General features: G+C 63.1%; 21 protein-coding genes and 1 pseudogene. 12 read left to right on the forward strand and 10 right to left on the reverse strand.

Annotation, left to right across the window (positions count from 1 at the left end; translation table 11 throughout):
• Window positions 1-15: 15 nt before the first annotated feature.
• The 7 genes from AC0NIH_RS08195 to AC0NIH_RS08225 all read left to right on the forward strand — a co-directional run bounded on the left by AC0NIH_RS08195 (window position 16) and on the right by AC0NIH_RS08225 (window position 6,745).
• Window positions 16-699 (forward strand): TetR/AcrR family transcriptional regulator, encoded by a 684-nt coding sequence (locus tag AC0NIH_RS08195; protein ID WP_473463716.1) that lies wholly within the window; start codon window positions 16-18, stop codon window positions 697-699.
• A gap of 359 nt (window positions 700-1,058) precedes the next feature.
• Window positions 1,059-2,375 carry an ABC transporter substrate-binding protein gene (locus AC0NIH_RS08200; RefSeq protein WP_023780617.1) on the forward strand — a complete coding sequence of 439 codons (1,317 nt, stop codon included), beginning with the start codon at window positions 1,059-1,061 and terminating at the stop codon, window positions 2,373-2,375.
• Window positions 2,376-2,442: 67 nt separating this feature from the next.
• Window positions 2,443-3,348, forward strand: a complete 906-nt coding sequence (locus AC0NIH_RS08205; RefSeq protein ID WP_023763961.1) for a carbohydrate ABC transporter permease — start codon at window positions 2,443-2,445, stop codon at window positions 3,346-3,348.
• Between the two features lies 1 nt (window position 3,349).
• Window positions 3,350-4,309, forward strand: a complete 960-nt coding sequence (locus AC0NIH_RS08210; RefSeq protein WP_013892904.1) for a carbohydrate ABC transporter permease — start codon at window positions 3,350-3,352, stop codon at window positions 4,307-4,309.
• The gene (locus AC0NIH_RS08215; RefSeq protein WP_013892905.1) at window positions 4,306-4,542 is read left to right on the forward strand and encodes a hypothetical protein; all 237 of its coding nucleotides are present in this window, start codon (window positions 4,306-4,308) and stop codon (window positions 4,540-4,542) included. Before AC0NIH_RS08210 ends, AC0NIH_RS08215 begins: the two co-directional genes overlap by 4 nt.
• The gene (locus AC0NIH_RS08220; RefSeq protein WP_473463720.1) at window positions 4,539-5,642 is read left to right on the forward strand and encodes an ABC transporter ATP-binding protein; all 1,104 of its coding nucleotides are present in this window, start codon (window positions 4,539-4,541) and stop codon (window positions 5,640-5,642) included. The genes AC0NIH_RS08215 and AC0NIH_RS08220 overlap by 4 nt, the downstream gene beginning before the upstream one ends.
• On the forward strand, window positions 5,642-6,745 hold the full coding sequence (locus AC0NIH_RS08225) for an ABC transporter ATP-binding protein (protein WP_224687458.1): 1,104 nt from the start codon (window positions 5,642-5,644) through the stop codon (window positions 6,743-6,745). The genes AC0NIH_RS08220 and AC0NIH_RS08225 overlap by 1 nt, the downstream gene beginning before the upstream one ends.
• A gap of 9 nt (window positions 6,746-6,754) precedes the next feature.
• Here AC0NIH_RS08225 and AC0NIH_RS08230 read toward each other — a convergent pair.
• Both AC0NIH_RS08230 and AC0NIH_RS08235 read right to left on the reverse strand, forming a co-directional pair.
• A pseudogene (locus AC0NIH_RS08230) lies at window positions 6,755-7,187 on the reverse strand (DUF4437 domain-containing protein).
• A 107-nt stretch (window positions 7,188-7,294) separates the two neighbouring features.
• Entirely contained in the window at window positions 7,295-8,281 is a 987-nt protein-coding gene (locus AC0NIH_RS08235) for an AraC family transcriptional regulator (protein ID WP_473463722.1), read from the reverse strand.
• Window positions 8,282-8,372: 91 nt separating this feature from the next.
• Between AC0NIH_RS08235 and AC0NIH_RS08240 the strand changes: the two genes are divergently transcribed.
• Window positions 8,373-9,587 carry an MFS transporter gene (locus tag AC0NIH_RS08240; RefSeq protein ID WP_473463724.1) on the forward strand — a complete coding sequence of 405 codons (1,215 nt, stop codon included), beginning with the start codon at window positions 8,373-8,375 and terminating at the stop codon, window positions 9,585-9,587.
• Window positions 9,588-9,672: 85 nt separating this feature from the next.
• On the opposite strand, the gene AC0NIH_RS08245 is transcribed toward AC0NIH_RS08240, so the two are convergent.
• The gene (locus AC0NIH_RS08245) at window positions 9,673-10,020 is read right to left on the reverse strand and encodes a GFA family protein (RefSeq protein ID WP_023780612.1); all 348 of its coding nucleotides are present in this window, start codon (window positions 10,018-10,020) and stop codon (window positions 9,673-9,675) included.
• 113 nt (window positions 10,021-10,133) lie between these two features.
• Between AC0NIH_RS08245 and AC0NIH_RS08250 the strand changes: the two genes are divergently transcribed.
• Window positions 10,134-11,429: an amidase gene (locus tag AC0NIH_RS08250; RefSeq protein ID WP_473463727.1), complete on the forward strand. Its 1,296-nt coding sequence runs from the start codon at window positions 10,134-10,136 to the stop codon at window positions 11,427-11,429.
• Between the two features lie 33 nt (window positions 11,430-11,462).
• Here the strand turns inward: AC0NIH_RS08250 and AC0NIH_RS08255 are convergent, their stop codons facing one another.
• Genes AC0NIH_RS08255 through AC0NIH_RS08275 form a run of 5 tightly spaced genes read right to left on the reverse strand, consistent with a single transcriptional unit; the run spans window position 11,463 to window position 15,721 of the window.
• Complete coding sequence (locus AC0NIH_RS08255; RefSeq protein WP_473463729.1) at window positions 11,463-11,852, reverse strand: hypothetical protein; 390 nt, start codon at window positions 11,850-11,852, stop codon at window positions 11,463-11,465.
• A gap of 42 nt (window positions 11,853-11,894) precedes the next feature.
• Window positions 11,895-12,881 (reverse strand): hydroxyacid dehydrogenase, encoded by a 987-nt coding sequence (locus AC0NIH_RS08260; RefSeq protein ID WP_473463731.1) that lies wholly within the window; start codon window positions 12,879-12,881, stop codon window positions 11,895-11,897.
• Between the two features lie 2 nt (window positions 12,882-12,883).
• Window positions 12,884-13,603, reverse strand: a complete 720-nt coding sequence (locus tag AC0NIH_RS08265; protein ID WP_023763971.1) for a FadR/GntR family transcriptional regulator — start codon at window positions 13,601-13,603, stop codon at window positions 12,884-12,886.
• A 2-nt stretch (window positions 13,604-13,605) separates the two neighbouring features.
• Window positions 13,606-14,775: a mandelate racemase/muconate lactonizing enzyme family protein gene (locus AC0NIH_RS08270; RefSeq protein ID WP_473463734.1), complete on the reverse strand. Its 1,170-nt coding sequence runs from the start codon at window positions 14,773-14,775 to the stop codon at window positions 13,606-13,608.
• A 58-nt stretch (window positions 14,776-14,833) separates the two neighbouring features.
• Entirely contained in the window at window positions 14,834-15,721 is an 888-nt protein-coding gene (locus AC0NIH_RS08275; RefSeq protein ID WP_013892917.1) for a sugar phosphate isomerase/epimerase family protein, read from the reverse strand.
• Window positions 15,722-16,122: 401 nt separating this feature from the next.
• Here AC0NIH_RS08275 and AC0NIH_RS08280 point away from each other — a divergent pair, with 401 nt between their 5' ends.
• From AC0NIH_RS08280 to AC0NIH_RS08290, 3 genes are all read left to right on the forward strand, one after another.
• Entirely contained in the window at window positions 16,123-17,178 is a 1,056-nt protein-coding gene (locus AC0NIH_RS08280; protein ID WP_224730158.1) for a sugar phosphate isomerase/epimerase family protein, read from the forward strand.
• A 51-nt stretch (window positions 17,179-17,229) separates the two neighbouring features.
• Complete coding sequence (locus AC0NIH_RS08285) at window positions 17,230-18,417, forward strand: Gfo/Idh/MocA family protein (protein WP_352715527.1); 1,188 nt, start codon at window positions 17,230-17,232, stop codon at window positions 18,415-18,417.
• 108 nt (window positions 18,418-18,525) lie between these two features.
• On the forward strand, window positions 18,526-19,377 hold the full coding sequence (locus tag AC0NIH_RS08290; protein ID WP_473463737.1) for a sugar phosphate isomerase/epimerase family protein: 852 nt from the start codon (window positions 18,526-18,528) through the stop codon (window positions 19,375-19,377).
• 234 nt (window positions 19,378-19,611) lie between these two features.
• Here the strand turns inward: AC0NIH_RS08290 and phnE (AC0NIH_RS08295) are convergent, their stop codons facing one another.
• Together phnE (AC0NIH_RS08295) and phnE (AC0NIH_RS08300) are read right to left on the reverse strand one after the other, a co-directional pair.
• A complete protein-coding gene (gene phnE / locus AC0NIH_RS08295; protein WP_473463739.1) occupies window positions 19,612-20,979 on the reverse strand; it encodes a phosphonate ABC transporter, permease protein PhnE in 1,368 nt (455 codons plus the stop codon).
• A 65-nt stretch (window positions 20,980-21,044) separates the two neighbouring features.
• The gene (gene phnE / locus AC0NIH_RS08300; protein ID WP_023780602.1) at window positions 21,045-22,004 is read right to left on the reverse strand and encodes a phosphonate ABC transporter, permease protein PhnE; all 960 of its coding nucleotides are present in this window, start codon (window positions 22,002-22,004) and stop codon (window positions 21,045-21,047) included.
• Window positions 22,005-22,057 lie beyond the last annotated feature (53 nt).

A 22,057-nucleotide genomic window follows, 5' to 3' on the forward strand; every position in this document is an offset into this window, starting at 1 on the left:
GCGTATCGTATTGACATGGATGTCTCACGTCAACACGCCACCGTGCAGGACGACGCCAGCGAGAGAGCCGAGCGCGGACCCCGGGCGCGCACGAAACGGCTGATGCTGGAGACGGCGACGCGGCTGATGCAGGCGGGCGTCACGCCTTCGGTCAGCGAAGTCGCGGAAGCGGCGCAGGTTTCCCGTGCCACCGCCTATCGTTATTTCCCGAGCCAGGCGGCGTTGGTGCAGGCGGTCGTCAATGAGGGGCTCGGCCCGATCCTGACCTGGCAATCAACCTCCCCCGATGCCGGGCGGCGGGTCACAGAGCTGTTCTACACCGCCATGCCGCGCATCGAGGCCTTCGAGGCGACGTTCAAGGCGGCGCTGAAGCTGTCGCTCGACCAGTGGGCGAGGCGCCAGGCCGGCACGCTGGGTGGCGAGCCGGCCCTCACGCGCGGTCATCGCGTCGATCTTTTGAAGGAGGCGATCGCGCCGCTCAAAGGCCGCTTGCCGCCGCGCGACTTCAAACGCCTGGCGCAGGCACTGTCGCTGATCTTCGGCGTCGAGGTGCTGATCGTGCTGAAAGATATCTGGGGGCTGGATAGCCGTAAAACGATGGCGGTCGCGCAATGGGCGGCTGGTGCGCTGGTGCGTGCGGCGGTCGCGGAATCGATCGATGAAGGAGGCGGTGTAGGTTCAGGGACAGCCGTGAAATAGCACCAATCTGGTTCGACCAGATTTGCATGCCGACTATCGATATTAACTCCAGCGCGAGGTGCCAGGCAACACCTATGCATATCACTGAGTAGGAAAATCATGCGAAAACAGGCAGATAATGTCTGAATCGGGAAGCCTGGGGGAAGACTGGCTGCCAAGAAAGGGCTTGACGTCGACGCAAGATTGGTAATACCAGATTGGATCAGAAAAGTGGGTTGAAAGTGAGGGTTGCGATCCATTTTTCCGGCAGGGCGAGGAGGCCGAAACCGGAAAGGTGCGATTACGGGAGGAACTACCAGGGTCGGCTGCGTCGCCGGCTCGCATGACAAGGTAGAACGCGCACAAGGGAGGAAATCATTATGCGCAAGTTAGTGACCAGCGTACTTGCTGGTATCGGCTTAACGCTTGCCTGCGGAACGTCCGTCTACGCGCAGGAAAAGTCGCTCACCATCTTCTGGGCGGAATGGGATCCGGCCAACTATTTGCAGGAACTCGGCAACGAGTACGAGAAGGAAACCGGCGTCAAGATCACGGTGGAAACCACCCCATGGTCCGACTTCCAGACCAAGGCATTCACCGAGTTCAACGCCCATGGCGACGCCTATGATATGGTCGTCGGCGACTCGCAATGGCTCGGCGCCGGCTCGACCGGTGGCCACTATGTCGACCTGACCGACTTCTTCAACAAGCACAAGCTCGGCGAAGTAATGGCACCGGCGACGGTGAAGTACTATGCCGAATATCCGGGCGGAAGCAGCAAGTACTGGGCCATCCCGCTTGAAGGCGACGCCGTCGGCTGGTCCTATCGCAAGGACTGGTTCGAGGACCCCAAGGAAAAGGAAGCGTTCAAGGCCAAGTATGGTTACGACCTCGACGTGCCGAAGGATTTCAAGGCGTTGCGCGACATCGCCGAATTCTTCTATCGGCCGGACCAGAAGAGGTACGGCATCGCCATCTACACCGACAATTCCTACGACGCGATGGCGATGGGGTTCGAGAACGCGCTGTTCTCCTATGGCGGCGAACTGGGTGACTATTCGACCTACAAGGTCGATGGCTTCATCAACTCCGACAAGGCGGTCGCAGCGCTCGACGCCTACAAGGAACTCTACAAGTTCACCCCTCCAGGCTGGGCCAAGTCGTTCTTCGTCGAGGACAACCAGGCGATCACCGAAAACCTGGCCGCTATGAGCATGAACTACTTCGCGTTCTTCCCCTCGCTGATCAACGAGGCGTCGAACCCGAATGCCAAGAACACCGGCTTCTTCGCCAACCCTCCAGGCCCGAACGGCGACCAGTTCGCCGCACTCGGCGGGCAGGGCATCTCCATCGTCTCCTACTCGCAGAAGCAGGAAGAGGCGACGAAGTTCCTGGAATGGTTCATCAAGGACGAGACCCAGAAGAAGTGGGCGGCCCTTGGCGGCTATACCTGCAGCGCGGCGGTGCTCAAGTCGCCGGAATTCCAGAACGCCACGCCCTACAACAAGGCCTTCTACGAGACCATGTTCAAGGTGAAGGATTTCTGGGCGGTGCCGGAATACGCCGAACTGCTGCAGCAGCTCAACCAGCGCGTCTATCCCTACATGATCGGCGGGGAAGGTACCGCCAAGGAAACGCTGGACGCTTTGGCGGCCGACTGGAACGCGACCTTCAAGAAGTACGGCCGCGGCCAATAACGATCATGCCTCGCGGAGGGGGCTTGATGCCCCCTCCGTTTCTTTTTCCGCAACCGGGAGCAGGGTCTTGGCGACCACGATGATCACCACGCTGGACAGGTCTTCAAGAGCGGCCGCGCGCGGCCTGAGCGACACTTCCATCCGCAATCTCTTCATCATCCCGACGGTCCTGTTCCTGATCGTCTTCAACATCTTTCCGCTGATCTATTCGCTCGGTTATTCCTTCACCGACTTTCGTGCGTCGACCAATGCGCCGGCGACTTTCGTCGGGCTGCAGAACTACCGCGACCTGCTCAACGACCCCTATGTCTGGTCCAACTTCGCCATCACCGCCAAATACGTGATCATCTCGGTCGCCGGCCAGTTGTTTGTCGGCTTCGGCGTGGCGATGCTGCTCAACCGGGATATCCCTCTCAAGGGCCTTATCACCACGCTCCTGCTGCTGCCGATGATGCTGTCGATGGCTGTTGTCGGCTTGTTCTGGAAGCTTCTCTACGACCCATCATGGGGGGTCATCAACTATGCGCTCGGGCTCGGCAATTTCGAGTGGCTGGCCGATCCCAAGATGGCGCTCTATGCGGTTGCGCTGACCGACATCTGGATGTGGTCGCCCTTCGTCATGCTGTTGTCGCTGGCAGGCCTCTCGGCGGTGCCGAAACATCTCTACGAGGCCGCCGCGATTGACCGCGCCGGGCCGTTCTACACCTTCTTCCGCATCACGCTGCCGCTGGTCGCGCCGATCCTGATGATCGCAGTCATCTTCCGCACCATGGAGGCGTTCAAGACCTTCGACCTCGCCTACATCCTGACCAGCCAGCCGACGGCCGAGCTGATCTCGATCCGGCTCTACAAGATGGCGTTCCAGGAGTGGCAGACCGGGCGTTCCTGCGCGATGGCCTACATCGTGCTGATCATGGTGCTGGCCATTACCAACATCTATGTCAAATACCTCAACAAGGTGAAGGAGCGCTGAGATGGCTGCAGTCCGCACTTCTTCCGAGATCGGCTTCAACCGCGTCGCCATCGTCGCCGTGCTGTTGGTGACGATCATCTTCCTCGCCCCGATCTACTGGATCGCCTCGACGGCCTTCAAGCCGCGCAACCTGGCCACCACCATCCCGCCGACGGTCGTCTTCCAGCCGGAGATTTCGCCTTTCGTGAAGCTGTTCACCAAGCGCTCGCAATTGCGCAGTCCGCCGACGCCCGAAGAGTACGCGGCCGCCCCGTGGTGGGAGCGCGTCGTTTTCGACGGCGGCGAGAAGATCGTGCGCGACGGTAAAGGCCAGGTGCAGTGGTCGGGCTATCCGAGCCGCTTCCTGAACTCGCTGATCATCGCCATCACCTCGACCGTGCTGGCGGTCGGCATGGGCACGTTCACCGCCTACGGCTTCTCGCGTTTCAAGGTGAAGGGGGAGGCGGACCTGCTCTTCTTCATCCTGTCGACACGCATGCTGCCGCCGGTGGTGGTGGCGATCCCGATGTTCCTGATGTACCGCGCGGTCGGCCTCAACGATACCCATGTCGGGCTGATCATCCTCTACACCGCCTTCAACCTGTCCTTCTCGGTGTGGCTGATGAAGGGCTTCATGGACGAGATACCGAAAGAATACGAGGAGGCGGCACTCGTCGACGGCTATACGCGCATGGAAGCCTTCTTCAAGATCGTGCTGCCGGAGGCGGCCACAGGCATCGCCGCCACCGCCGTGTTCTGCTTCATCACCGCGTGGAACGAATATGCCTTCGCGCTGATCATGACCAATCGCCGTGCGCAGACCGCCCCGCCGTTCATCCCCAGCCAGGTCGGCTCCGGCCTGCCGGACTGGACGGTGATCGCCGCCGGCACCTTCCTGTTCCTGCTGCCGGTCGCCATCTTCACCTTCCTGCTGCGCAATCACCTGCTGCGTGGCATGTCTTTCGGAGCGATCCGCAAATGAGCTTTCGCGCCATCAATCAGAAATATCTGGAGCCAGGCAGCCAGGTGCTGATGGTGCTCGGCATCGTCGCGCTCTGCCAGCCGTGGAACATGCTGCTGCACACATACGGCCTGACCATTATCCTGATCGGGCTGATCGGCTTCAACGTCACCTCGAAGATCGCACCGGAAGACAAGGCCGGTACTGGGCATTCCGGGGACATGCAGGCGCGAAATCCGGGAGCACAGCATTGACCCAGATCGAGCTTCGCGGCGTCCAGAAATTCTTCGGTGCCGTCCAGGTCATCAAGGACCTCAACCTCCAGATCGCCGACAACGAGTTCATCGTTCTGCTCGGCCAGTCGGGCTGTGGCAAGACGACGACATTGCGCGCCATCGCCGGGCTGGAGACGATCGACGAAGGCGATATCCTCATCGATGGCAAACCGATCCAGCATCTGAAGGCGGCCGACCGCGACATCGCCATGGTCTTCCAGTCGTTTTCGCTCTACCCGCATATGAGCGTCTACGAGAACATCGCCTTTCCCCTGCGCGCCACGCGCAAGAGCAAGGCGGAGATCGACAGCGAGGTGCGCTCGGTCGCCAAGACGCTGCAAATAACGGACCTGCTGGCTAAAAAACCGTCTGCGCTGTCAGGCGGCGACATGCAGCGCGTCGCCATCGGCCGGGCACTGGTGCGGCGGCCGAAGGCCATGCTGATGGACGAGCCGATCGGCGCACTCGACGCCAAGCTGCGCGAAGAGATGCGGGCCGAGATCAAGCGGCTGCACATCAAGCAGGGCTCGACCACCATCTATGTCACGCACGACCAGATCGAGGCGATGAGCCTCGCCGACCGCATCGTCATCATGCATGAAGGCGTGCTGCAGCAGGTCGGTTCGCCGGACGAAGTCTATTCGCGCCCGGCCAATCTGTTCGTGGCGCAATTCGTCGGCAGTCCGGTGATGAATGTCGCCGACGCGGCGGTGGCCGAAAAAGCCTCGTCCGCATCGGTGACCGTGGGTGACGCGGCCACCGGCTTCGAGTTTCCGCGAGCTCTCCTGTCGAAGCTCAACGGCCATGCCGCGGGTGGACTGGCAGTCGGCATCCGGCCGGAAGGCGTGCTCATCCGCCGTGACGCCGCCGAGGGGTTCATGGCTGTCGAAACACAGATCGTCGAACCGCTCGGCTCCTTCGACATCGTCGACCTGAAGGTCGGTTCCAAGATGCTGCGCGCGCGCACCAAGAGCGGCTTCGTCGCCGGACCGGGCGAGAAGGTGTTCGCCAGGATCGACCCGACCCAGGCGCATTTCTTCGACAAGGCAAGCGGCAAGTCGCTTGATGTGAGACTCTGATGGCGCATATCCAGCTCAAGAACATCTCCAAGACCTTCGGCAACCACACCGCCCTGGTCGGGCTCGATCTCGACATCGCCGATGGCGAGTTCTTCGTCCTGCTGGGCGAGACAGGTGCCGGCAAGACGACGACGCTGCGGCTGATTGCCGGCCTGGAAAAGCCCAGCGAGGGCCAGGTCTTCATCGACGGCGTCGACGTCGCCGACTGGGGCGCGGCCGAGCGCGACGTGGCGCTGGTGCTGCAGCAATACTCGCTCTATCCGCGCTACACGGTGCGCGAAAACCTCGAATTCCCGCTGAAACCGAAGATCCGCCGGTTGCCCGATGCCGAGATCAAGGATCGCGTCGACCGCGCCGCGCGTACGCTCAGGATCGAGCATCTGCTCGACCGCAAGACCGACCGGCTGTCAGGCGGCGAGATGCAACGCGTCTCCATCGGCCGCGCCATCGTGCGCAAGCCGCGCGTGTTCCTGATGGACGAGCCGCTGTCGGCGCTCGACGCCAAGCTGCGCGAGGCGCTGCGCACGGAACTGAAGAACCTGCAGATACAGCTCGGCGCCACCTTCCTGTTCGTCACCCACGACCAGATCGAGGCGATGTCGATGGGCGACAAGGTCGGCGTGCTCAACCATGGCCGCATCGTCCAGACCGGCACGCCGCACGAGATCTACAACAACCCGCGCGACACCTATGTGGCGAGCTTCGTTGGCTCGCCGCCGATGAACCTCATCGACGGCAAACTGGTCGACGGCCGCGCGGTGATGGCACCGCTGAATTTCGAACTGCCTTATTCGGGGGGCGCCAATACTTTGTCGGGACTAAAGGCGAGCGGCGCGACCGACGGCCGCCCGCTCGTCTTCGGTATCCGTCCGGAGGACGTCTATCTGGAAAGCGGCGCGCCGGTCGAGGCGCGCGTCCACGATGTCGAGAATCACGGCGTCGAAAAGATACTGACGCTCAGGGTAGGCGACACGACGCTGCGCGCGACGGTGCCGGCAAGGACCGATGTCGCGATCGAGCAGCCGGTGCGCTTTGCCTGGAACCCGGACAAGGTCGTGCTGTTCGACAAGGGCAGTGGCGTCAGCTTGCGGCACGCCGGATAGAGCGCCCGATCACTTTGCCATGTAGGTCTCGTAAGGGGTGTCGTTGATCAGCAAGATCACGCATTCCGTGTCGGAGAGGCAAGCGTCGTCGTGCATCTCGTTGGCCTTCTGGGTCCAGTAGGACCCCGGAGGCAGTTCGACCTTGGTCGCTTCGCCGCCGTCCATCTGCCAATGCGCCCACAGCCCCTTTATGACCACCGCCCGGTAGTCCGCGGTGTGCGCGTGAACAGGAGCACGCCAGGTGCCCCGGGACCTTCAGCAACGTGCCCGCCGGGCCCTTGGCCCGCTCGCCCCACAATGGCCCGAGGCGCTGCGGCTGGCCCGGTGCTTCGGAAACATAGGGAATCTTGTTGGCTGGCAAATAGTTATCCTCGATGGCAAATGCCCGTCCTGAGACGACGAGCATGGTGGCGAGTGCCAGGATTTTCACATGATTTAGCATCAGCTATCCTCCAAAGGCTGATTTGCCGCCGGCCCTCCATTACCGGGCAAACTATTGCATGAGGGCAACTTGGCAAACCGGAATCACCAGCCGTCACGGCCGGCGCATCAGCTGGCCTGGCGGATGTCGGCCTGTTCCTCGGCGCGCAGGTGGCTGGGCGCCGAACCGATGACGCGCTTGAAGGCACGGCTGAAGGCGGCGTCCGATTCATAGCCGAGACGGGCGGCAACGACCGATATCTTCATCCGGTCGCGGACCAGCCATTGCCGCGCCTGATGCATCCTGACCTGGGTGACGTATCTTGCCGGCGTTTCGCCGACGATGGTGGCGAAGCGCTCGGCAAAGCCCGAGCGCGAGGCGCCCATCATCCGGGCCAGCGACTCGACCGTCCAGTCATGGTCCGGTTCGAGATGAATGGCGGCCAGCACGCGGCCGATGTCGCGGTCCCTGACCGCCGCGATCCAGCCGGAGGAGTCGCCGCAGCCGCGCTCGACCCATGAGCGGATGACGGTGGCGGCAAGCACGTCGGCCAGTCGCGCCAGAATGCCGCCGGACCCGACGCGCTCCATCGTCACTTCGCGCGCCATCGAATCCAGCAGGTGCGGAATGCCGGGTTCGTAGTCTTCGAGCTCGTGCGTGCGCATCACATCCGGCATCATCCCGAGCAGCGGATGCAGGCCATCGAGGTTGAAATACATGCTGGCGCAGAACAGCAGCGTGCCCGGCTGGCCATTCTTGTCACACATCTCCGCGTTCGACGTACAATAGACGTCCTTGCAGACCTCTTCGCGGCCGTAGCTGTGAATTGGCCAGGCCTGGGCGCCGGGTTCGCTGGCCAACACATGAGCAGCGCCCCGCGGCAGCAACACCGCATCGCCGGCATTGAGCTGCACCCACTCGCCGGAAGGCTGCTTCAGCCAGCAGCCTTTGCGGCCGATGAAGTGAAACCGGGCCGCGGGCTGGGCCGGGAACTGGATGCCCCAGGGCTCTTTCATTGCGCAGCGGCCATACTCGACGCCATCGAGACGCAAGCCGCGCAATATGTCGGTCAGCGCGTCGCCAGTGACCGGAATTTTGGACGAACGGTCAAACATAATGGTGTTTCTAACATGGAAACTCCAGCCGGTCACTCCCTATGTTGCACTGCAGCCAAATGCTGCGCTGCAACTTCATCGGAGACTGATCATGGCCGAATCCGCCACGGGCGCCGTCGACGCCGCCCTATTGAATCCCACGGACCAGGAGGAGCGAACAGAGCCCGCGTGGGGTGCCGTGGTCTCGCTCGCGCTTGGGGTTTTCGGCCTCGTTACCGCTGAATTCCTGCCCGCCAGCCTGCTGACGCCGATGGCGCGCGATCTCGGCGTCACAGAAGGCGTGGCGGGACAAGCGGTGACGGCGACCGCGATCGTCGGCGCCATTGCCGCACCGACCATGGCGATCATCACAAGGCGCATGGACCGCAGGCTGGTGATGTGGATGCTGACGATGTTCCTGATCCTGTCCAATCTCCTGGCCACCTTTGCTTCATCCTTGCCCATGCTTCTGCTTGCCCGCGTCGTGCTTGGCGTCGCCCTGGGCGGCTTCTGGGCGATGTCGGCTGCCATGGCGCTGCGGCTGGTGCCGATGCGGCTGATGCCGCGTGCCATGTCGATCATCCTGACCGGCGTTTCGCTGGCCACCGTCACCGCGGCCCCCGTCGGCGCCTATGTCGGTGACATGTGGGGATGGCGCACCGCGTTCATGATCGCGACCATCGTCGGCGCGCTGGCGCTGCTGGTGCAGGTGGCGACCATCCCGAAGCTGCCGCCCATGGGAGTGGCAAGCTTCCGCACCTTGCTCGAGGTGCTGGAGCGCCCGTCGATCAGGGTGGCGCTGCTGGTCGTGCTGCTGGTCGCCTCAGGGCACTTTGCCGGTTTCACCTATGTGCGCCCGTTCCTCGAAAAGGTGCCCGTGCTTGACATCGAGACGATCTCGCTGGTGCTGCTGGCCTACGGCATAGGCGGCTTCTTCGGCAATGTCGCCGGCGGCATCCTGGCCGAGCGCAATCTCAAGGCAGCGGTCGCGCTGGCACCCCTGCTGATTGCACTGGCCGCCGCCTCGATGCTGGTTCTTGGCGCCTCGCCGACCATTGCTGCGGTGTCGGTCGCGATCTGGGGCTTTGCCTTCGGCGCGGTGCCGGTCGGGCTGCAGAGCTGGCTGGTGCGGGCCGCGCCCGACCAGGCTGAAAGCGCCGGCGGCTTGATGGTGGCGACGTTCCAGGTGGCGATTGCATTGGGCGCCGTCTTCGGCGGCCTGCTGGTCGACCATGCCGGCGTCGCCAGCGCCTTCGCCTATTGCGGCGCGGCGACATTGCTGGCGGCCATCGTGGTGTTCCTGCGCGGTCCGAAGCGCGTGGAATAGTGCCGCCGAATTCCTGATTTACGAGCGGACCGAGAACCGTCACGGTTCTCGGTCCGCTGCCATTGTGATGGCTTATGCGACGGTGTCAGGCCGAGCGCCCGTCGAAGTCGAAGATCGACAAGGTCGACGGGTCGAGACCGGCGACACAGTTGAGGTTGATGTAGGCGCTGCGCTCCCCGCCTTCGCGCACATCCTCGGCGAAAGGGTGGATGCCGCAGGTGCGGCAGAAGCGGTGCGCCATCGCGTGACTGCCGAATGTGTAGGTGCCCAAATCATCACCCCAGGCCAGAATCCTCAGACTCTGGTGCGGGATGGCGCACAGGAGCGCGCCCTTGCGCGAGCAGATCGAACAATTGCACCGCACGGCCCCGGTCAGCTCCGCCTCGAATTCGAAGGCGACCTTGCCGCAGTGACAGCTGCCTTTGTAGAGCATCGTTTCTTCCTTGCGTCCGGCAGGGGTGCAAAACCACCTGCGCCGGGTTAAGTCTTGGCATTCCATGCCACTTGTCCAAGGACGTTCGAGGCGTCCGGAGCCCGACACCGAAAATGCAATCAACCCGCGATCATCTGGAAATCATCCTGGCGCGGCTTGCCGCTCGTGCCGGTGAGGAACGCGTGTTCACCAGGCTCTACGCCGAAGCGGCGCGAGCGGCAGCCGATGCCAGTGATGCCCGCAGCCGAGCCGGCGTGACGTTGGGACCGCTCGACGGCACCATCGTCTCGGTGAAGGATCTGTTCGATGTCGCCGGCGAACCAACCACGGCCGGCTCGCTGATGCGCAAAACCGCCATGCCTGCTTCGCGCGACGCGGCCATCATCAGCCGGTTGCGGCAAGCCGGCGCGGTGATCATCGGCAAGACCAACATGACCGAATTCGCCTTCACCGCGATCGGCGACAACATGCACTACGGCACGCCAGGCAATGCCGTCGATGCCAGCCGCATTCCCGGCGGTTCGTCCTCAGGTGCCGGCGTTTCCGTCGGCGAGGCGACGAGCGAAATATCGATCGGCTCCGACACCGGCGGCTCGGTGCGCATACCAGCATCGCTCAACGGTGTCGTTGGCTTCAAGCCGACGGCGCGGCGCGTGCCGCTGACCGGTGCCTTCCCACTATCTGGCACTCTGGATTCGATCGGGCCGCTCGCTCGAACGGTAGCCCAGTGTGCCGCTGCCGATGCCGTGATGGCCGGCAATGTGCCGGCCGAGCTGGCGCCGATCCCGCTTTCAGGCCTTCGCATCGGCATTCCGCGCGGCATTCTTTTTGGAGAAACGGAAAGCGGGGTGACCGCGGCGTTCGAGCATTGTCTCGGCACGATCGAACAGACCGGTGCGCGCCTGGCTGACATGTCGATAGACGATCTGCTTGGAGAAATGCGCGCGGCGACCAAACGTGGCTCGATCGCCGCGATGGAAGGGGCTGAAATCCATGCCGACTGGCTGGCGGCGGGAGCACCGGTGCCGGTCGATCCACATGTCAGCGGACCTTTGTCGCGGGCAGCCGCCATACCGACGCCGGTCTACATCAGGGCTTTGCGCCGCCGCGCCGCGCTGGTCGTCGCCATGGACGAGCGGCTGACATCGGTCGATGTGTTGGCCTTGCCGACGACGCCGGTGACGGCGCCGACCATCGTATCGATGGCCGAGAATCCCGAACTGCGCGATCACATAGAGGGCCTGCTGCTGCGCAACACGCAGGTCGCCAACCAGTTCGACCTCTGTGCAATTTCGTTGCCGATGCCAGGCATGACGCTACCGGCGGGACTGATGCTGGTGGCGCGCAATGGCCATGACTGCCGTCTGTTGCGGATTGCCGCTGAAGTGGAGAGGCTGCTGGGTGGTTGATCGGCAGTCGGCAGCGAAACCGCAGATGGCGGATCAGTGCGACGAACAGTGCTTGCGTTCGCTGTCCTTGGCGGTGCGCACGATGCGGGTCGCGACCAGCCAGGGCAGGCTGTAGTCCTTGCCGGTGATGGTTTGGGTACGGTGCTCGATCGAACCCCTGACGATGATCTTTCCGCTGTAAAGCACGTCGGACTGATCCGTTATCGCCTTGTCGGCCTGCGGCAATCCGCTGGTGTCGATCGACAGGCCCTTGATGATTGTGCCGGTGGCAAGGTCGAGCGCGCTGTTCGACGGGCAGGGCGCCTTGAAGCAGCGAAGCCCGTTGTCGCAATAGACATAACTGCTTTCGTCTGCGGCGAGTGCCGGCAGAGCGAAGATCGACGAAGCGACAACAGTCAGAAATACGAGGCGAAGACCGGACATGGCTCCCAGGGTCGCGGAGAATTGGCGCGAAACCGCGATGCGCTATATGTCGAGCGGAAAGCGCCGGCGGTAGTGATCGACCACTTCCGGATTGCGCAGGTTGACCGGCAGTTTGCCAGCCAGCACCAGCAGGGCCTCGCCCGCGGCGCCGACGCCCATGCGCATCATCGATTCCTCGGTGATGCCTGCCATATGTGGGGTGATGATGACGTTGTCGAAGCCGAAATAGGGATGATTTGACGGCAGCGGCTGCGTCGAGAAAACGTCGAGCGCGGCACCGCCGATACGGCGCTTCTGCAAGGCCTCGATCAACGCATCGTCATCTACGACCGGGCCTCGAGACACGTTGATCAGCAGCGCATTGGGTTTCATGCGGGCGATGCGCTCGCGGCTGATCAGGCCGCGCGTCTCCGGCGTCAGCGGGCAGCAGAGCACGATGATGTCGCTCTGCTCGACCAGTGCGTCGATCGACAGGAAGCCGACCTTTTCCGGCGCCGGCTGCATGCTGCGCGTCGTGGCCACCACTTTCAAGTCGAAGCCGTGCGCCGCGATATGGCCGACAGCCTGGCCGACGGCGCCGAGGCCGACGATGCCGATGGTCTTGCCGGCGAGTTCGACGTTGGCGTTGGCATGCTCGCGTCCGGCAAGCCAGCCTTTGGCGCGCAGGTCGCGGTCGACCCTGCGGAATTGCCGAAGCAAGGCAAGTGCGGTGAACATGACGTGTTCGGCAACCGAGCGCGCATTGACCGCCGGCACATTGGCCACCAGCACACCGGCCGCCGCCGCCGCCTCCATCGGGATCATGTCGAGCCCGGCGCCATGGCGGATGGCCGCCCTCAGCTTCCAGGCACCCTCGAACAGCGCCGGCGGCAATGGGGCACGCACGATGACGATGTCGGCATCCTTGGCCTCCCTGATCAGGGTGTCGGCATCGAGCGCCGATGCAATCACAAGCTGGCCGGCGCCCGCCAGTTTGGCTGCGGCGTGCGGGTGCAGCGGATGGGTCGACAGGATCTTTGGCTGGGCCACGGTCAGGCCTTTTCGAGCGCAGGGTTCGGCGGAACAGCAGCCATGCCGCCTTCGATCAGGCCCTTCCAGTAGCTTTCAGCGCCCTGCAAATGCGCGCTCATCAGCGCCTGGGCGAGGTTGCCGTCGCGGCGCAGCAGCGCCTCGTAGATCTGCACGTGTTCGGCATGCGAGCGAACGCTGCGTTCGGGATCGTTGAAATAGATCGGCAGGCGCTGCTCGCCCATCAGATAATAGACGCTGCAGATGTTGTGGAAGACGCTGTTCTTGGTGGCGCGCACGATCTCAAGATGGAATTCGCGGTCCTCCTTGGCAAGGCCCTCGCCGGCGGCGATGCGCTCCTCGGAAGCCCTGAGGATTTCGCGCAGCCGTTCGAAATTTTCCTCGGTGGCACGCGAACAGGCAAGTTCCGCGGCCTTGATCTCGTGGATCTTGCGCAACTCGACTGTCTCGTAAATCTGCAGCGGATCGAGCGGCAGCCCGGCACGGGCAAACAGCGCCAGCGCCTCGACGCTCGCCTGCTTGGTGTCGATGTAGATGCCGGACTTGGCACGGCGTTCGACGATCCGCATGGCTTCGAGGATGGCGAGCGCTTCGCGGATCTGGCCCCGGCTGACGCCGAAATGCTCCGCCAGCTCACGTTCCGACGGTGTCCGGCCGGTCTCCTTGTCCGAGTGGGAGAACAGATAGGCGGCGAGTTCCGCGAGGAGGTTCTTTTCTTTCATCGTCAATTGCGTTGCGCGTGCGCCTCCAGGAACCGCTCCGAAATGGTGAATCCCAGACCCGGCTTTTCGGGGATCGCTATCATACCGTCCCTTGCTTCGACAGTCTCTTCGATCAGATCGTGGATCATCGGGTTGGCGCCGAGCGAATATTCGACAGTGAAGCTCGCCGGCGACGCGGCGCAGACATGCAGCCCGGCAAAGAAGCAGGGGGCGCCGGCCCACAGATGCGGCGCAAAGCGCAGGTTGAAGGCGCTGGCGATGGTGCCGATCTTCATCGCCTCGCTGATGCCGCCGCAGAAGGCGGGATCCGGCTGGAAGATGTCGGCGGCCTTGAGCACGGCGAGGTCGCGGAAGGCATAGCGCGTCGCCTCGCTTTCGCCGGTGGCGATCGGGACGGCGCCCGAGGCGCGCACTTCAGCCATGCCGGGCTTGTCATCGGCAATGATCGGCTCCTCGAACCAGGCCAGATCGAGATCGTTGACGAGATGGATGAAGCGCTTTGCTTCGGCGACCGTATAGGTGCCGTGGGCGTCGACCATCAGTTCGACATCGGGACCGAGCGCCTGGCGCGCGGCGCGGACACGCGCGGCGGAAATGTGCGCGGCGCCATCCATGGCGCCGACCCGCATCTTCAGCGCCTTGAAGCCGCCCCGGGCGATATAGGACTTCAATTGCTCGCCGATGGCATCGGCGGCAGCCCAGCCGCCCGAGGCATAGGCCTGCATGCGGTCGGCCTTGCGGCCGCCCAGCAGCCGCCAGACCGGGACACCCAGCGATTTGCCCAGAATATCCCAGAGCGCGATGTCGACGGCGCTGATGGCGGCGACACTCATGCCGCGCCGCGCCAGCTGCGGCATGGCATGGCCGGCGCGTATCGCGCTGTCGTGGCGCACGCCGTTGTAGAGCATTTCCCAGATGACGCCGATATCGGCCGGATCGCGGCCGATCAGCTGCGGCCCAACCTCATGGTTCAGCATGTGGACAAGGGCGCCGTAACTGCCGGCGCTGCCGGCGGCGTTCTTGCCTTCGCCCCAGCCGATCAGCCCATCATCGGTCTCGATGCGCAGGATGGCGGCGTCGAAGGTCGTGACCTGGCCGAAGTCGCTACGGTGTTGCCGAGCGGCTTCGATCGGGATGCGGACCCACCAGGCTTGGACGGTCTTGATGCGCATATTTTTCCCCAGCCCTGCCGCCGGCCAGGGCGAAAGGGCAAAATCCCAAAGCAGTCGACTACTTGATCAGCGGCAGCAGCGTTTCGGCGGTGATGCGCATCTGGTCGGTGTAGAATTTTTCGGTGAGCACGCTGGAGCCGTGATCCTGGATGAACTTCAGCTGCTCAGGCGAGATATCGACCGGGTGACGCTCGACCATTTCGGGGTAGGGTGCCGCCGGCGTGCGGTCGACCGGAGCGACGAACTCGTTGGTCAGCGCGCCGTCGTAGCCGACTTCCTTCAAGGTGGCGACGATCCTGGGCCAGTCGATCTGGCCCAGCCCGGCGGCGAAGCGGTTGTTGTCGGCGACGTGGAAGTCGAACAGGCGCTTTCCGACCTGGCGGATAGCGTCGTGGACGTTAAATTCCTCCATGTGGATGTGATAAGCGTCGAGGCAGACGCCGCATTCGGGGCTGACCGCGTCGGCCAGCGCCAGCGCCTGGGCGCCACGGTTGAACAGATACGTCTCGAAGCGGTTCAGCGGCTCGACTGCGATCTTGACGCCGACCTTCTTGGCGTGGGTGAAGCATTCGCGGGTCGCGTCGACCACCCACTTCCATTCCTCTTCCTCGGTGCCGTCAGGCACCACCTTGCCGACGGTCGCGGGGACAAGCGTGATGATCTCGCCATCGAGTTCGCTGACCATGGTCAGCACGTCCTTTACATACTGCACCGAGCGCTCGCGCTGGCCCTGGTTCCTGGCGGCGAGGTTGCGTTCGCCCAGCATCAAGGTGACCGCGCCCCAGCAGCGGATGCCATGTTCCTTCAACAGCGCCCGCGTCTCCTTGGTCTTATACTGTTCGGGCTCGCCGGAAATCTCGATCGACTCGTAGCCAAATTTCTTGATGCGCTTGAGCGTCGTCTCCAGGGGTTCCGCGCGCATCCAGTTGTGCGTCGAAAGATGCATGGTCCGTCCTTCCCAAAATTCGTCCGTATGGTTTGCCTGCGACATGCATCGCCGAAAGGCGACGCAAGGGTTCCTCCCCAAGGCATCCCCAGCCTTTTCCTTGCAAACTGGTTCGACCAATTGGGCCTCAAATGAGGTCTACAGCAAATTCCCCGGAACGGCAAGAAGCGCAGCATCGCAACTTTTCGTGCGGATTACTCTATTGATTACATTGCGATATATGCCATCATTTTGAGTAGCTGGAGGGCTTTGGCGGCGCATTGGGAGACTTGACCAAATTTGCTTATTTGGTAATACCAGAATGGCAGTGCCTGCAAAGCGCACGATGCGAGAAGACCAAAATGGCTGGCCCTGCTTCCAATCGGCGCTATGCTTGGTCTCGACAAATGAGGAGGATGCCGATGCCGACGACAATGAAGGGTCCTGGACTGTTTCTGGCGCAGTTCGCGGGTGATGCGGCGCCGTTCAATTCGCTGCCTTCGATCACCAAATGGGCCGCGGGTCTCGGTTACAAGGGCGTGCAGATCCCGACCTGGGACGCACGCCTGTTCGACCTCGAGAAAGCGGCGTCTTCCAAGGCCTATTGCGACGAGGTGAAGGGCATCTGCGCTGACGCCGGCGTCGAGATCACCGAACTGTCGACGCATCTGCAGGGACAGCTGGTCGCGGTTCATCCGGCCTATGACGCGCAGATGGATGGCTTTGCGCCGCCGTCGGTGCACAATAATCCCGCAGCCCGGCAGAAGTGGGCTGTCGAGCAGATGAAGTTCGGCGCCAAAGCATCGCGCAATCTGGGACTGAATGCTTCTGTGTCGTTTACCGGCTCGCTGGCTTTCCCTTACCTCTATCCGTTCCCGCAGCGGCCGGCTGGACTCATTGAGGAAGCGTTTGGCGAGCTCGGCAAACGCTGGAAGCCGATCCTCGACGTCTACGAGGACAATGGCGTCGATGTCGGCTACGAAATTCACCCCTCTGAGGACGTGTTCGACGGCGCCACTTTCGAAATGTTCCTCGACGCGGTCGGCGGCCACAAGCGCTGCAACATCAATTACGATCCGTCGCACTTCCTGCTGCAGCAGCTCGATTATCTCGAATTCATCGACATCTATCACGAGCGCATCAAGGCCTTCCACGTCAAGGACGCCGAGTTCAACCCGACCGGCCGGCAAGGCGTCTATTCCGGCTATCAGAGCTGGACCAACCGTGCCGGGCGTTTCCGTTCGCTCGGCGACGGGCAGGTGGATTTCGGCGGCATCTTCTCCAAGCTGACGCAGTACGATTACGATTCCTGGGCCGTGCTGGAATGGGAATGCTGCTTGAAGCATCCGGAAGACGGTGCTGCCGAAGGGGCGCCCTTCATCCAGCACCACATCATTCGGGTGACGGAGAAGGCATTCGACGATTTTGCCGCCGGCACCACCGACAAGAAGCTGTTGCGCGCCATGATGGGAATTTGACGCGGCTTCCCTCCATCGAGGGATGATATTTCAGACATGAGGGAGAAAGACATGGTCGGCGCATCGAAGTCGGAGACGGGAGGCGGCCCGATCCGCTACGGCATGGTCGGCGGCGGGCAGGGCGCCTTCATCGGCGCGGTGCACCGGATCGCGGCGCGCTTGGACAATGATTTCGTGTTGGTTGCCGGCGCGCTGTCATCCGACCCGGCGCGCGCCAAGGCTTCGGCCGCCGAACTCGGGCTCGACCCGGACCGCAGCTATGCGTCCTATGCCGAGATGGCCAAGGCCGAGGCCAAACGTCCCGACGGCATCGAGGCGGTGGCGATCGTGACGCCCAACAATGTGCATGTGCCGGCGGCAAAGGCCTTCCTCGAGGCGGGCATCCACGTCATCTGCGACAAGCCGCTGGCGACGACGCTGGCCGAGGCGAAGAAGCTCGCGGCGATCGTCGAGAAAACCGGCAAGGTGTTCGTGCTGACCCACAATTACACTGCCTATCCGATGGTGCGGCAGGCGCGCGAAATGGTGGCCAAGGGCGTGCTCGGCGACATCCGCATCGTGCAGTCCGAATATCCGCAAGACTGGCTGACCGAGGATCTCGCCGCCACCGGCCAGAAGCAGGCATCATGGCGCGGCGATCCGAAGCAGGCGGGTGCGGGCGGTGCGCTGGGCGACATCGGCACCCATGCCTACAATCTCGCCCGCTTCGTCTCCGGATTGGAACTCGATTCGCTCTCGGCCGATCTCGACGCCTTCGTGCCGGGGCGGCTGCTCGACGACAATGTCAACGTGATGCTGCGCTTCAAGCCCGCCGGCAAGACGCATCCGGCCAAGGGCATGATCTGGGCAAGCCAGGTGGCGCCCGGGCATGAGAACGGCCTGAAGTTGCGCATCTATGGCTCGAAGGGCGGGCTGGAATGGGTGCAGGCCGATCCGAACTATCTCTGGTACACGCCGTTCGGACAGCCGAAGCAATTGATCACCCGCAACGGTGCCGGCGCGCTGCCGGTGGCGGGCCGTGTCAGCCGCGTTCCTTCCGGCCATCCCGAAGGCTATCTGGAAGGTTTCGCCAACATTTACCAGGAAGCCGCACGCGCCATCCGGGCAGCGCGCCGCAAGGGCGGCAAGCCGGCAAAGGATGTCGTCTTCCCGACGATCGCCGACGGCGTCGAGGGCATGGCCTTCATCGAGGCCTGCGTGAAGTCGTCGAAGAAGAATGGGGCGTGGACGAAGCTGTAGGCGCGCCCCTTCCCTCGGGGAGACGGTGGCCGCGAAGCGGCCGGACGAGGGAGCATGGCGCGAAGCTGGCGGAACAGCCAGTGCGCCGTAAAATGGGGAGGGGAGTCGATGAAAATCGGCATGTGCATGTTCTTGTGGACGACGGCGGTATCGAAGAAACATGAGCCGCTGCTCCGCGACATCAAGGCGACCGGCTTCGATGGCGTCGAGATACCGATCTTTTCCGGCACGCCGGACGACTACAGGAAGTTGGGCGACCTGCTCGACCGCATCGGCTTGGAGCGGACGGCGGTTTCGGCGATGGGCGATCCGGCGATGAACCTGATCTCGGCCGATGCGGCCACGCGCAAGGCCGGTATCGACTACATGAAATGGGCTGTCGATTGCGCCGAGGCGCTTGGCGCCCGCACGCTGAGCGGCCCGCTGCATTCAACGCTCGGCGCCTTTTCCGGTTCCGGGCCGACTGCCGCCGAGAAGAAACGCTCGGTGGCCTCGCAACGCGCCATCGGCGACCATGCCGGCAAGCGGGGGGTCACCATCGGGCTCGAGGCGCTGAACCGCTTCGAATGCTATCTTCTCAACACGATGGCCGACCTGTCGGAGCATATCGACTCCATCGACCGGCCGCACATCAAGGCGATGTACGATACATTCCACGCCAATATCGAAGAGGCCGATCCGATCGGTGCCTACACGAAGCACCGCCGCAATATCGTGCACGTCCATATTTCGGAGAATGATCGCGGCGTGCCGGGACGCGGCAACATTCCGTGGAAAGAGACGTTCGCGGCGATCCGCAAGAGCGGTTATGACGACTGGCTGACGATCGAGGCTTTCGGGCGGTCGCTCAAGGAACTGGCGGCGGCGACCAAGGTGTGGCGCGATTTTTCGGAGAGCCCGGAAGCGGTTTATCGGGATGGGTATAAGCATATCAAGGATGGGTGGAGAGGGGCGGCTTAGGTAACAATGCCGCCGTCCAACGAACGCCGCGTTCCTTCACACCCCCCTCTGTCCTGCCGGACATCTCCCCCGCAAGGGGGGAGATCGGATGTTGTGCTGGCTTTCGCCAGTCTCCAGTGTTGCAATGGAGGCGCCACCTGTGAAACTGCCAATCTCCCTCCTTGCGGGGGAGATGGCCGGCAGGCCAGAGGGGGGTGCTGTCCCACCGACGTCTCGCCTCATTCTGGAAGATGCCTACCCCTGTTCAGCCTGGATCCTGTTGTAATCGTGGATCGTCCGGCTCAGCCTGCGGCGCAGGAAGTTGGAGATGTTGTCGAAGATGAAGACCACCACCAGCGTCAGCAGCACCATGTAGAAGACGTTGGCCCAGTTGGAGTTGGTGCGCATCGCTTCCCACAATTTCAGGCCGATGCCGCCGGCGCCGACAGCGCCGATGATGGTGGCGCCGCGGGTGTTGGATTCCCACTGGTAGAGCGTCTGGCTGATGAACACGGGCACCACTTCCGGTATCACGCCGTAGCGCTGCACCAGAAGGCCGTTGGCGCCGGTCGAGACGACGCCCTCGCGCGGCTTGTCGTCGATGTTCTCCAATGCCTCGGAATAGGTTTTTCCGAGCGTACCGATCTCGGTGAAGAAGATCGCGGCGCTGCCGGCCAGGGGCCCCGGCCCGAAGGCGCGGGTGAAGAACAATGCCCAGATTAGCATGTCGACCGAGCGCATGAAGTCGAAGAAGCGCTTGAGCACCTGGCTCAGCAATCCGCTCGGCGTGATGTTGCGGGCGGCGAAGAAAGCCAGCGGAAAGGCGACAATGCCCCCGAGCAGCGTGCCCAGAAACGCCATGACGATGGTCTGCAGCAGCTTCGTCCAAACGTCGCCGTGCTGCCACTGGGCGTTGTTCCAGATGTTGTCGCCGGCAAGCGCGAGGTTCGAGGTGCCGGGTTTCAGCTGCGGCCCGGACACGATCAGCGAGACCACGTCTCCCGCCGATTTGCCGAAGAAGGGCGAGCGGGTGTCGAAGACGAAATTCGCCCAGCCGAGGAAGCGCTTGCGCACTTTGACGCGGTCGACGGTGACGCGCACCTCGCCGGCGAAGCCCATCTTGGCGACCACTTCGTCGTCATGCGCGGTGATCCAGTCCGGCACCGGGCCTGAGATAACCGGCTTGCCGCTGGTCAGCGTGACAGGCACGGCCTGGCCGTTGGCCATGATCGTCGCCTGCGCCTTGTCGAAAGTGACGGATTTAGCCGGCCCGTCGATCTGCACGGTGAACGTGCCGTCCGGGTTCCTGATCACCCAGTCGGGGTTCGGGTTCTCGCCAAGCGCGGAGAAGCGGGGATATTTTGGCGTGATCTCGGCTTGGTCGAGGCGAAACTCCGGCTGGAGATCGTAGCTGACCCACTGCGACAGGAACAGCGGCAGGCGCTCCCAGTGCGATTCCCGCAGCACCTGCGGCAGGCTGAAGAACCACATCGCATAGGCGAGGTAGAGCACCGTGCCCAGAAGCAGGAACAGCGGACCGAAGCGCTTGTAGGCCGGCCGCCGGAACACCTGCGGAAAGCGGCCCTCGATCGCGCTGATTTCGTCTGCCGTCATGGTCGCCATGATTCATCTTTTTGTTTGACCATGATCTCTTCCGAAAATCGGCCTCCACTTTTCGGGACCATGGTCTAAGCCCCCATCACGAAGGCCTGCTCGCCGACAAGCTTGCGGCGCAGCCAGGCTGAGAACTGGTCGACGATGAAGATGGTGGTGAACAGGAGCAGCACCAGCGCCAGCGTCTTGGCGCCGAAGCCGCGCGAGATGGAGAGCTTGAGCTCCTCGCCAATGCCGCCGCCGCCGACCGCGCCCATGATGGTGGAGATACGAACGTTGATCTCGATCCGCAGCAGCGTGTAGGACATGAAGTTGGGCAGAACCTGCGGCAGGACGGCAAAGCGAACCCGCTCGAACCAGTTGGCGCCAACCGCCCGCAGGCCTTCCTCGGCCCGCATGTCGATGTTCTCATTGATCTCGTAGAACAGCTTGCCCAACGCGCCGATCGAATGCAGGCCGATGGCGATGATGGCGGCCACCGGGCCGATCGAGACGATGGCCGCGAACAGGCCGGCGATGACGATCTCGGGGAAGGCGCGCAGCAGCTCCATGAAGCGCTTGACGACAAGCCGCAGCACAGGGTGCGGTGTCAGGTTGCGCGCGGCGATGAAGGAGAACGGCACGGCGAAGACGAAACCGATGAAGGTGGAGACCAGCGCCACGTTCACCGTGGTCAGCATCAGCTCGAAATATTCGGGGATGTAGAAACCGCCCCAGACATAGACGCGGCCAAGCGGGAAGTTGAATTCCTGGGTGCCGGTATCATGCGGCGAGGCGATGTCGAACAAAGCCCGCCAGACGTCGTTCCAGTCCTTGGGGACGAGCCAGCTCAGGAAATCCAGGATGTGCGGCAGCCGGTCGAAGAAATGGCCGGCATTGGCTTCGTCGGCGAACCACATGCTGGCGAGCATGGCGACAAGCAGCAGCGCGACGCCGAGGGCGGTATAGAACCGGCGCAACGACGTCTGCCGTCGCCAGGCATCGGCCATCTGGTGGGTAGCGCCAGAAGAGGGGGCTGTCACGGAAAGGGTCATGATCGGAGATGCAAAAAGGGCGGCGTTTTCAGCGCCGCCCTTTCCGATTTCGC

It is taken from the genome of Mesorhizobium sp. WSM1386, assembly GCF_055901595.1.

Bases quoted from the DNA above. Each gene is read 5' to 3' on its own strand.
- AC0NIH_RS08195 (WP_473463716.1), top strand. From the start codon at position 16: ATGGATGTCTCACGTCAACACGCCACCGTGCAGGACGACGCCAGCGAG.
- AC0NIH_RS08200 (WP_023780617.1), top strand. From the start codon at position 1,059: ATGCGCAAGTTAGTGACCAGCGTACTTGCTGGTATCGGCTTAACGCTT.
- AC0NIH_RS08210 (WP_013892904.1), top strand. From the start codon at position 3,350: ATGGCTGCAGTCCGCACTTCTTCCGAGATCGGCTTCAACCGCGTCGCC.
- AC0NIH_RS08215 (WP_013892905.1), top strand. From the start codon at position 4,306: ATGAGCTTTCGCGCCATCAATCAGAAATATCTGGAGCCAGGCAGCCAG.
- AC0NIH_RS08225 (WP_224687458.1), top strand. From the start codon at position 5,642: ATGGCGCATATCCAGCTCAAGAACATCTCCAAGACCTTCGGCAACCAC.
- AC0NIH_RS08235 (WP_473463722.1), bottom strand. From the start codon at position 8,281: ATGTTTGACCGTTCGTCCAAAATTCCGGTCACTGGCGACGCGCTGACC.
- AC0NIH_RS08240 (WP_473463724.1), top strand. From the start codon at position 8,373: ATGGCCGAATCCGCCACGGGCGCCGTCGACGCCGCCCTATTGAATCCC.
- AC0NIH_RS08245 (WP_023780612.1), bottom strand. From the start codon at position 10,020: ATGCTCTACAAAGGCAGCTGTCACTGCGGCAAGGTCGCCTTCGAATTC.
- AC0NIH_RS08250 (WP_473463727.1), top strand. From the start codon at position 10,134: ATGCAATCAACCCGCGATCATCTGGAAATCATCCTGGCGCGGCTTGCC.
- AC0NIH_RS08255 (WP_473463729.1), bottom strand. From the start codon at position 11,852: ATGTCCGGTCTTCGCCTCGTATTTCTGACTGTTGTCGCTTCGTCGATC.
- AC0NIH_RS08265 (WP_023763971.1), bottom strand. From the start codon at position 13,603: ATGAAAGAAAAGAACCTCCTCGCGGAACTCGCCGCCTATCTGTTCTCC.
- AC0NIH_RS08270 (WP_473463734.1), bottom strand. From the start codon at position 14,775: ATGCGCATCAAGACCGTCCAAGCCTGGTGGGTCCGCATCCCGATCGAA.
- AC0NIH_RS08275 (WP_013892917.1), bottom strand. From the start codon at position 15,721: ATGCATCTTTCGACGCACAACTGGATGCGCGCGGAACCCCTGGAGACG.
- AC0NIH_RS08280 (WP_224730158.1), top strand. From the start codon at position 16,123: ATGCCGACGACAATGAAGGGTCCTGGACTGTTTCTGGCGCAGTTCGCG.
- AC0NIH_RS08285 (WP_352715527.1), top strand. From the start codon at position 17,230: ATGGTCGGCGCATCGAAGTCGGAGACGGGAGGCGGCCCGATCCGCTAC.
- AC0NIH_RS08290 (WP_473463737.1), top strand. From the start codon at position 18,526: ATGAAAATCGGCATGTGCATGTTCTTGTGGACGACGGCGGTATCGAAG.
- phnE (WP_473463739.1), bottom strand. From the start codon at position 20,979: ATGGCGACCATGACGGCAGACGAAATCAGCGCGATCGAGGGCCGCTTT.
- phnE (WP_023780602.1), bottom strand. From the start codon at position 22,004: ATGACCCTTTCCGTGACAGCCCCCTCTTCTGGCGCTACCCACCAGATG.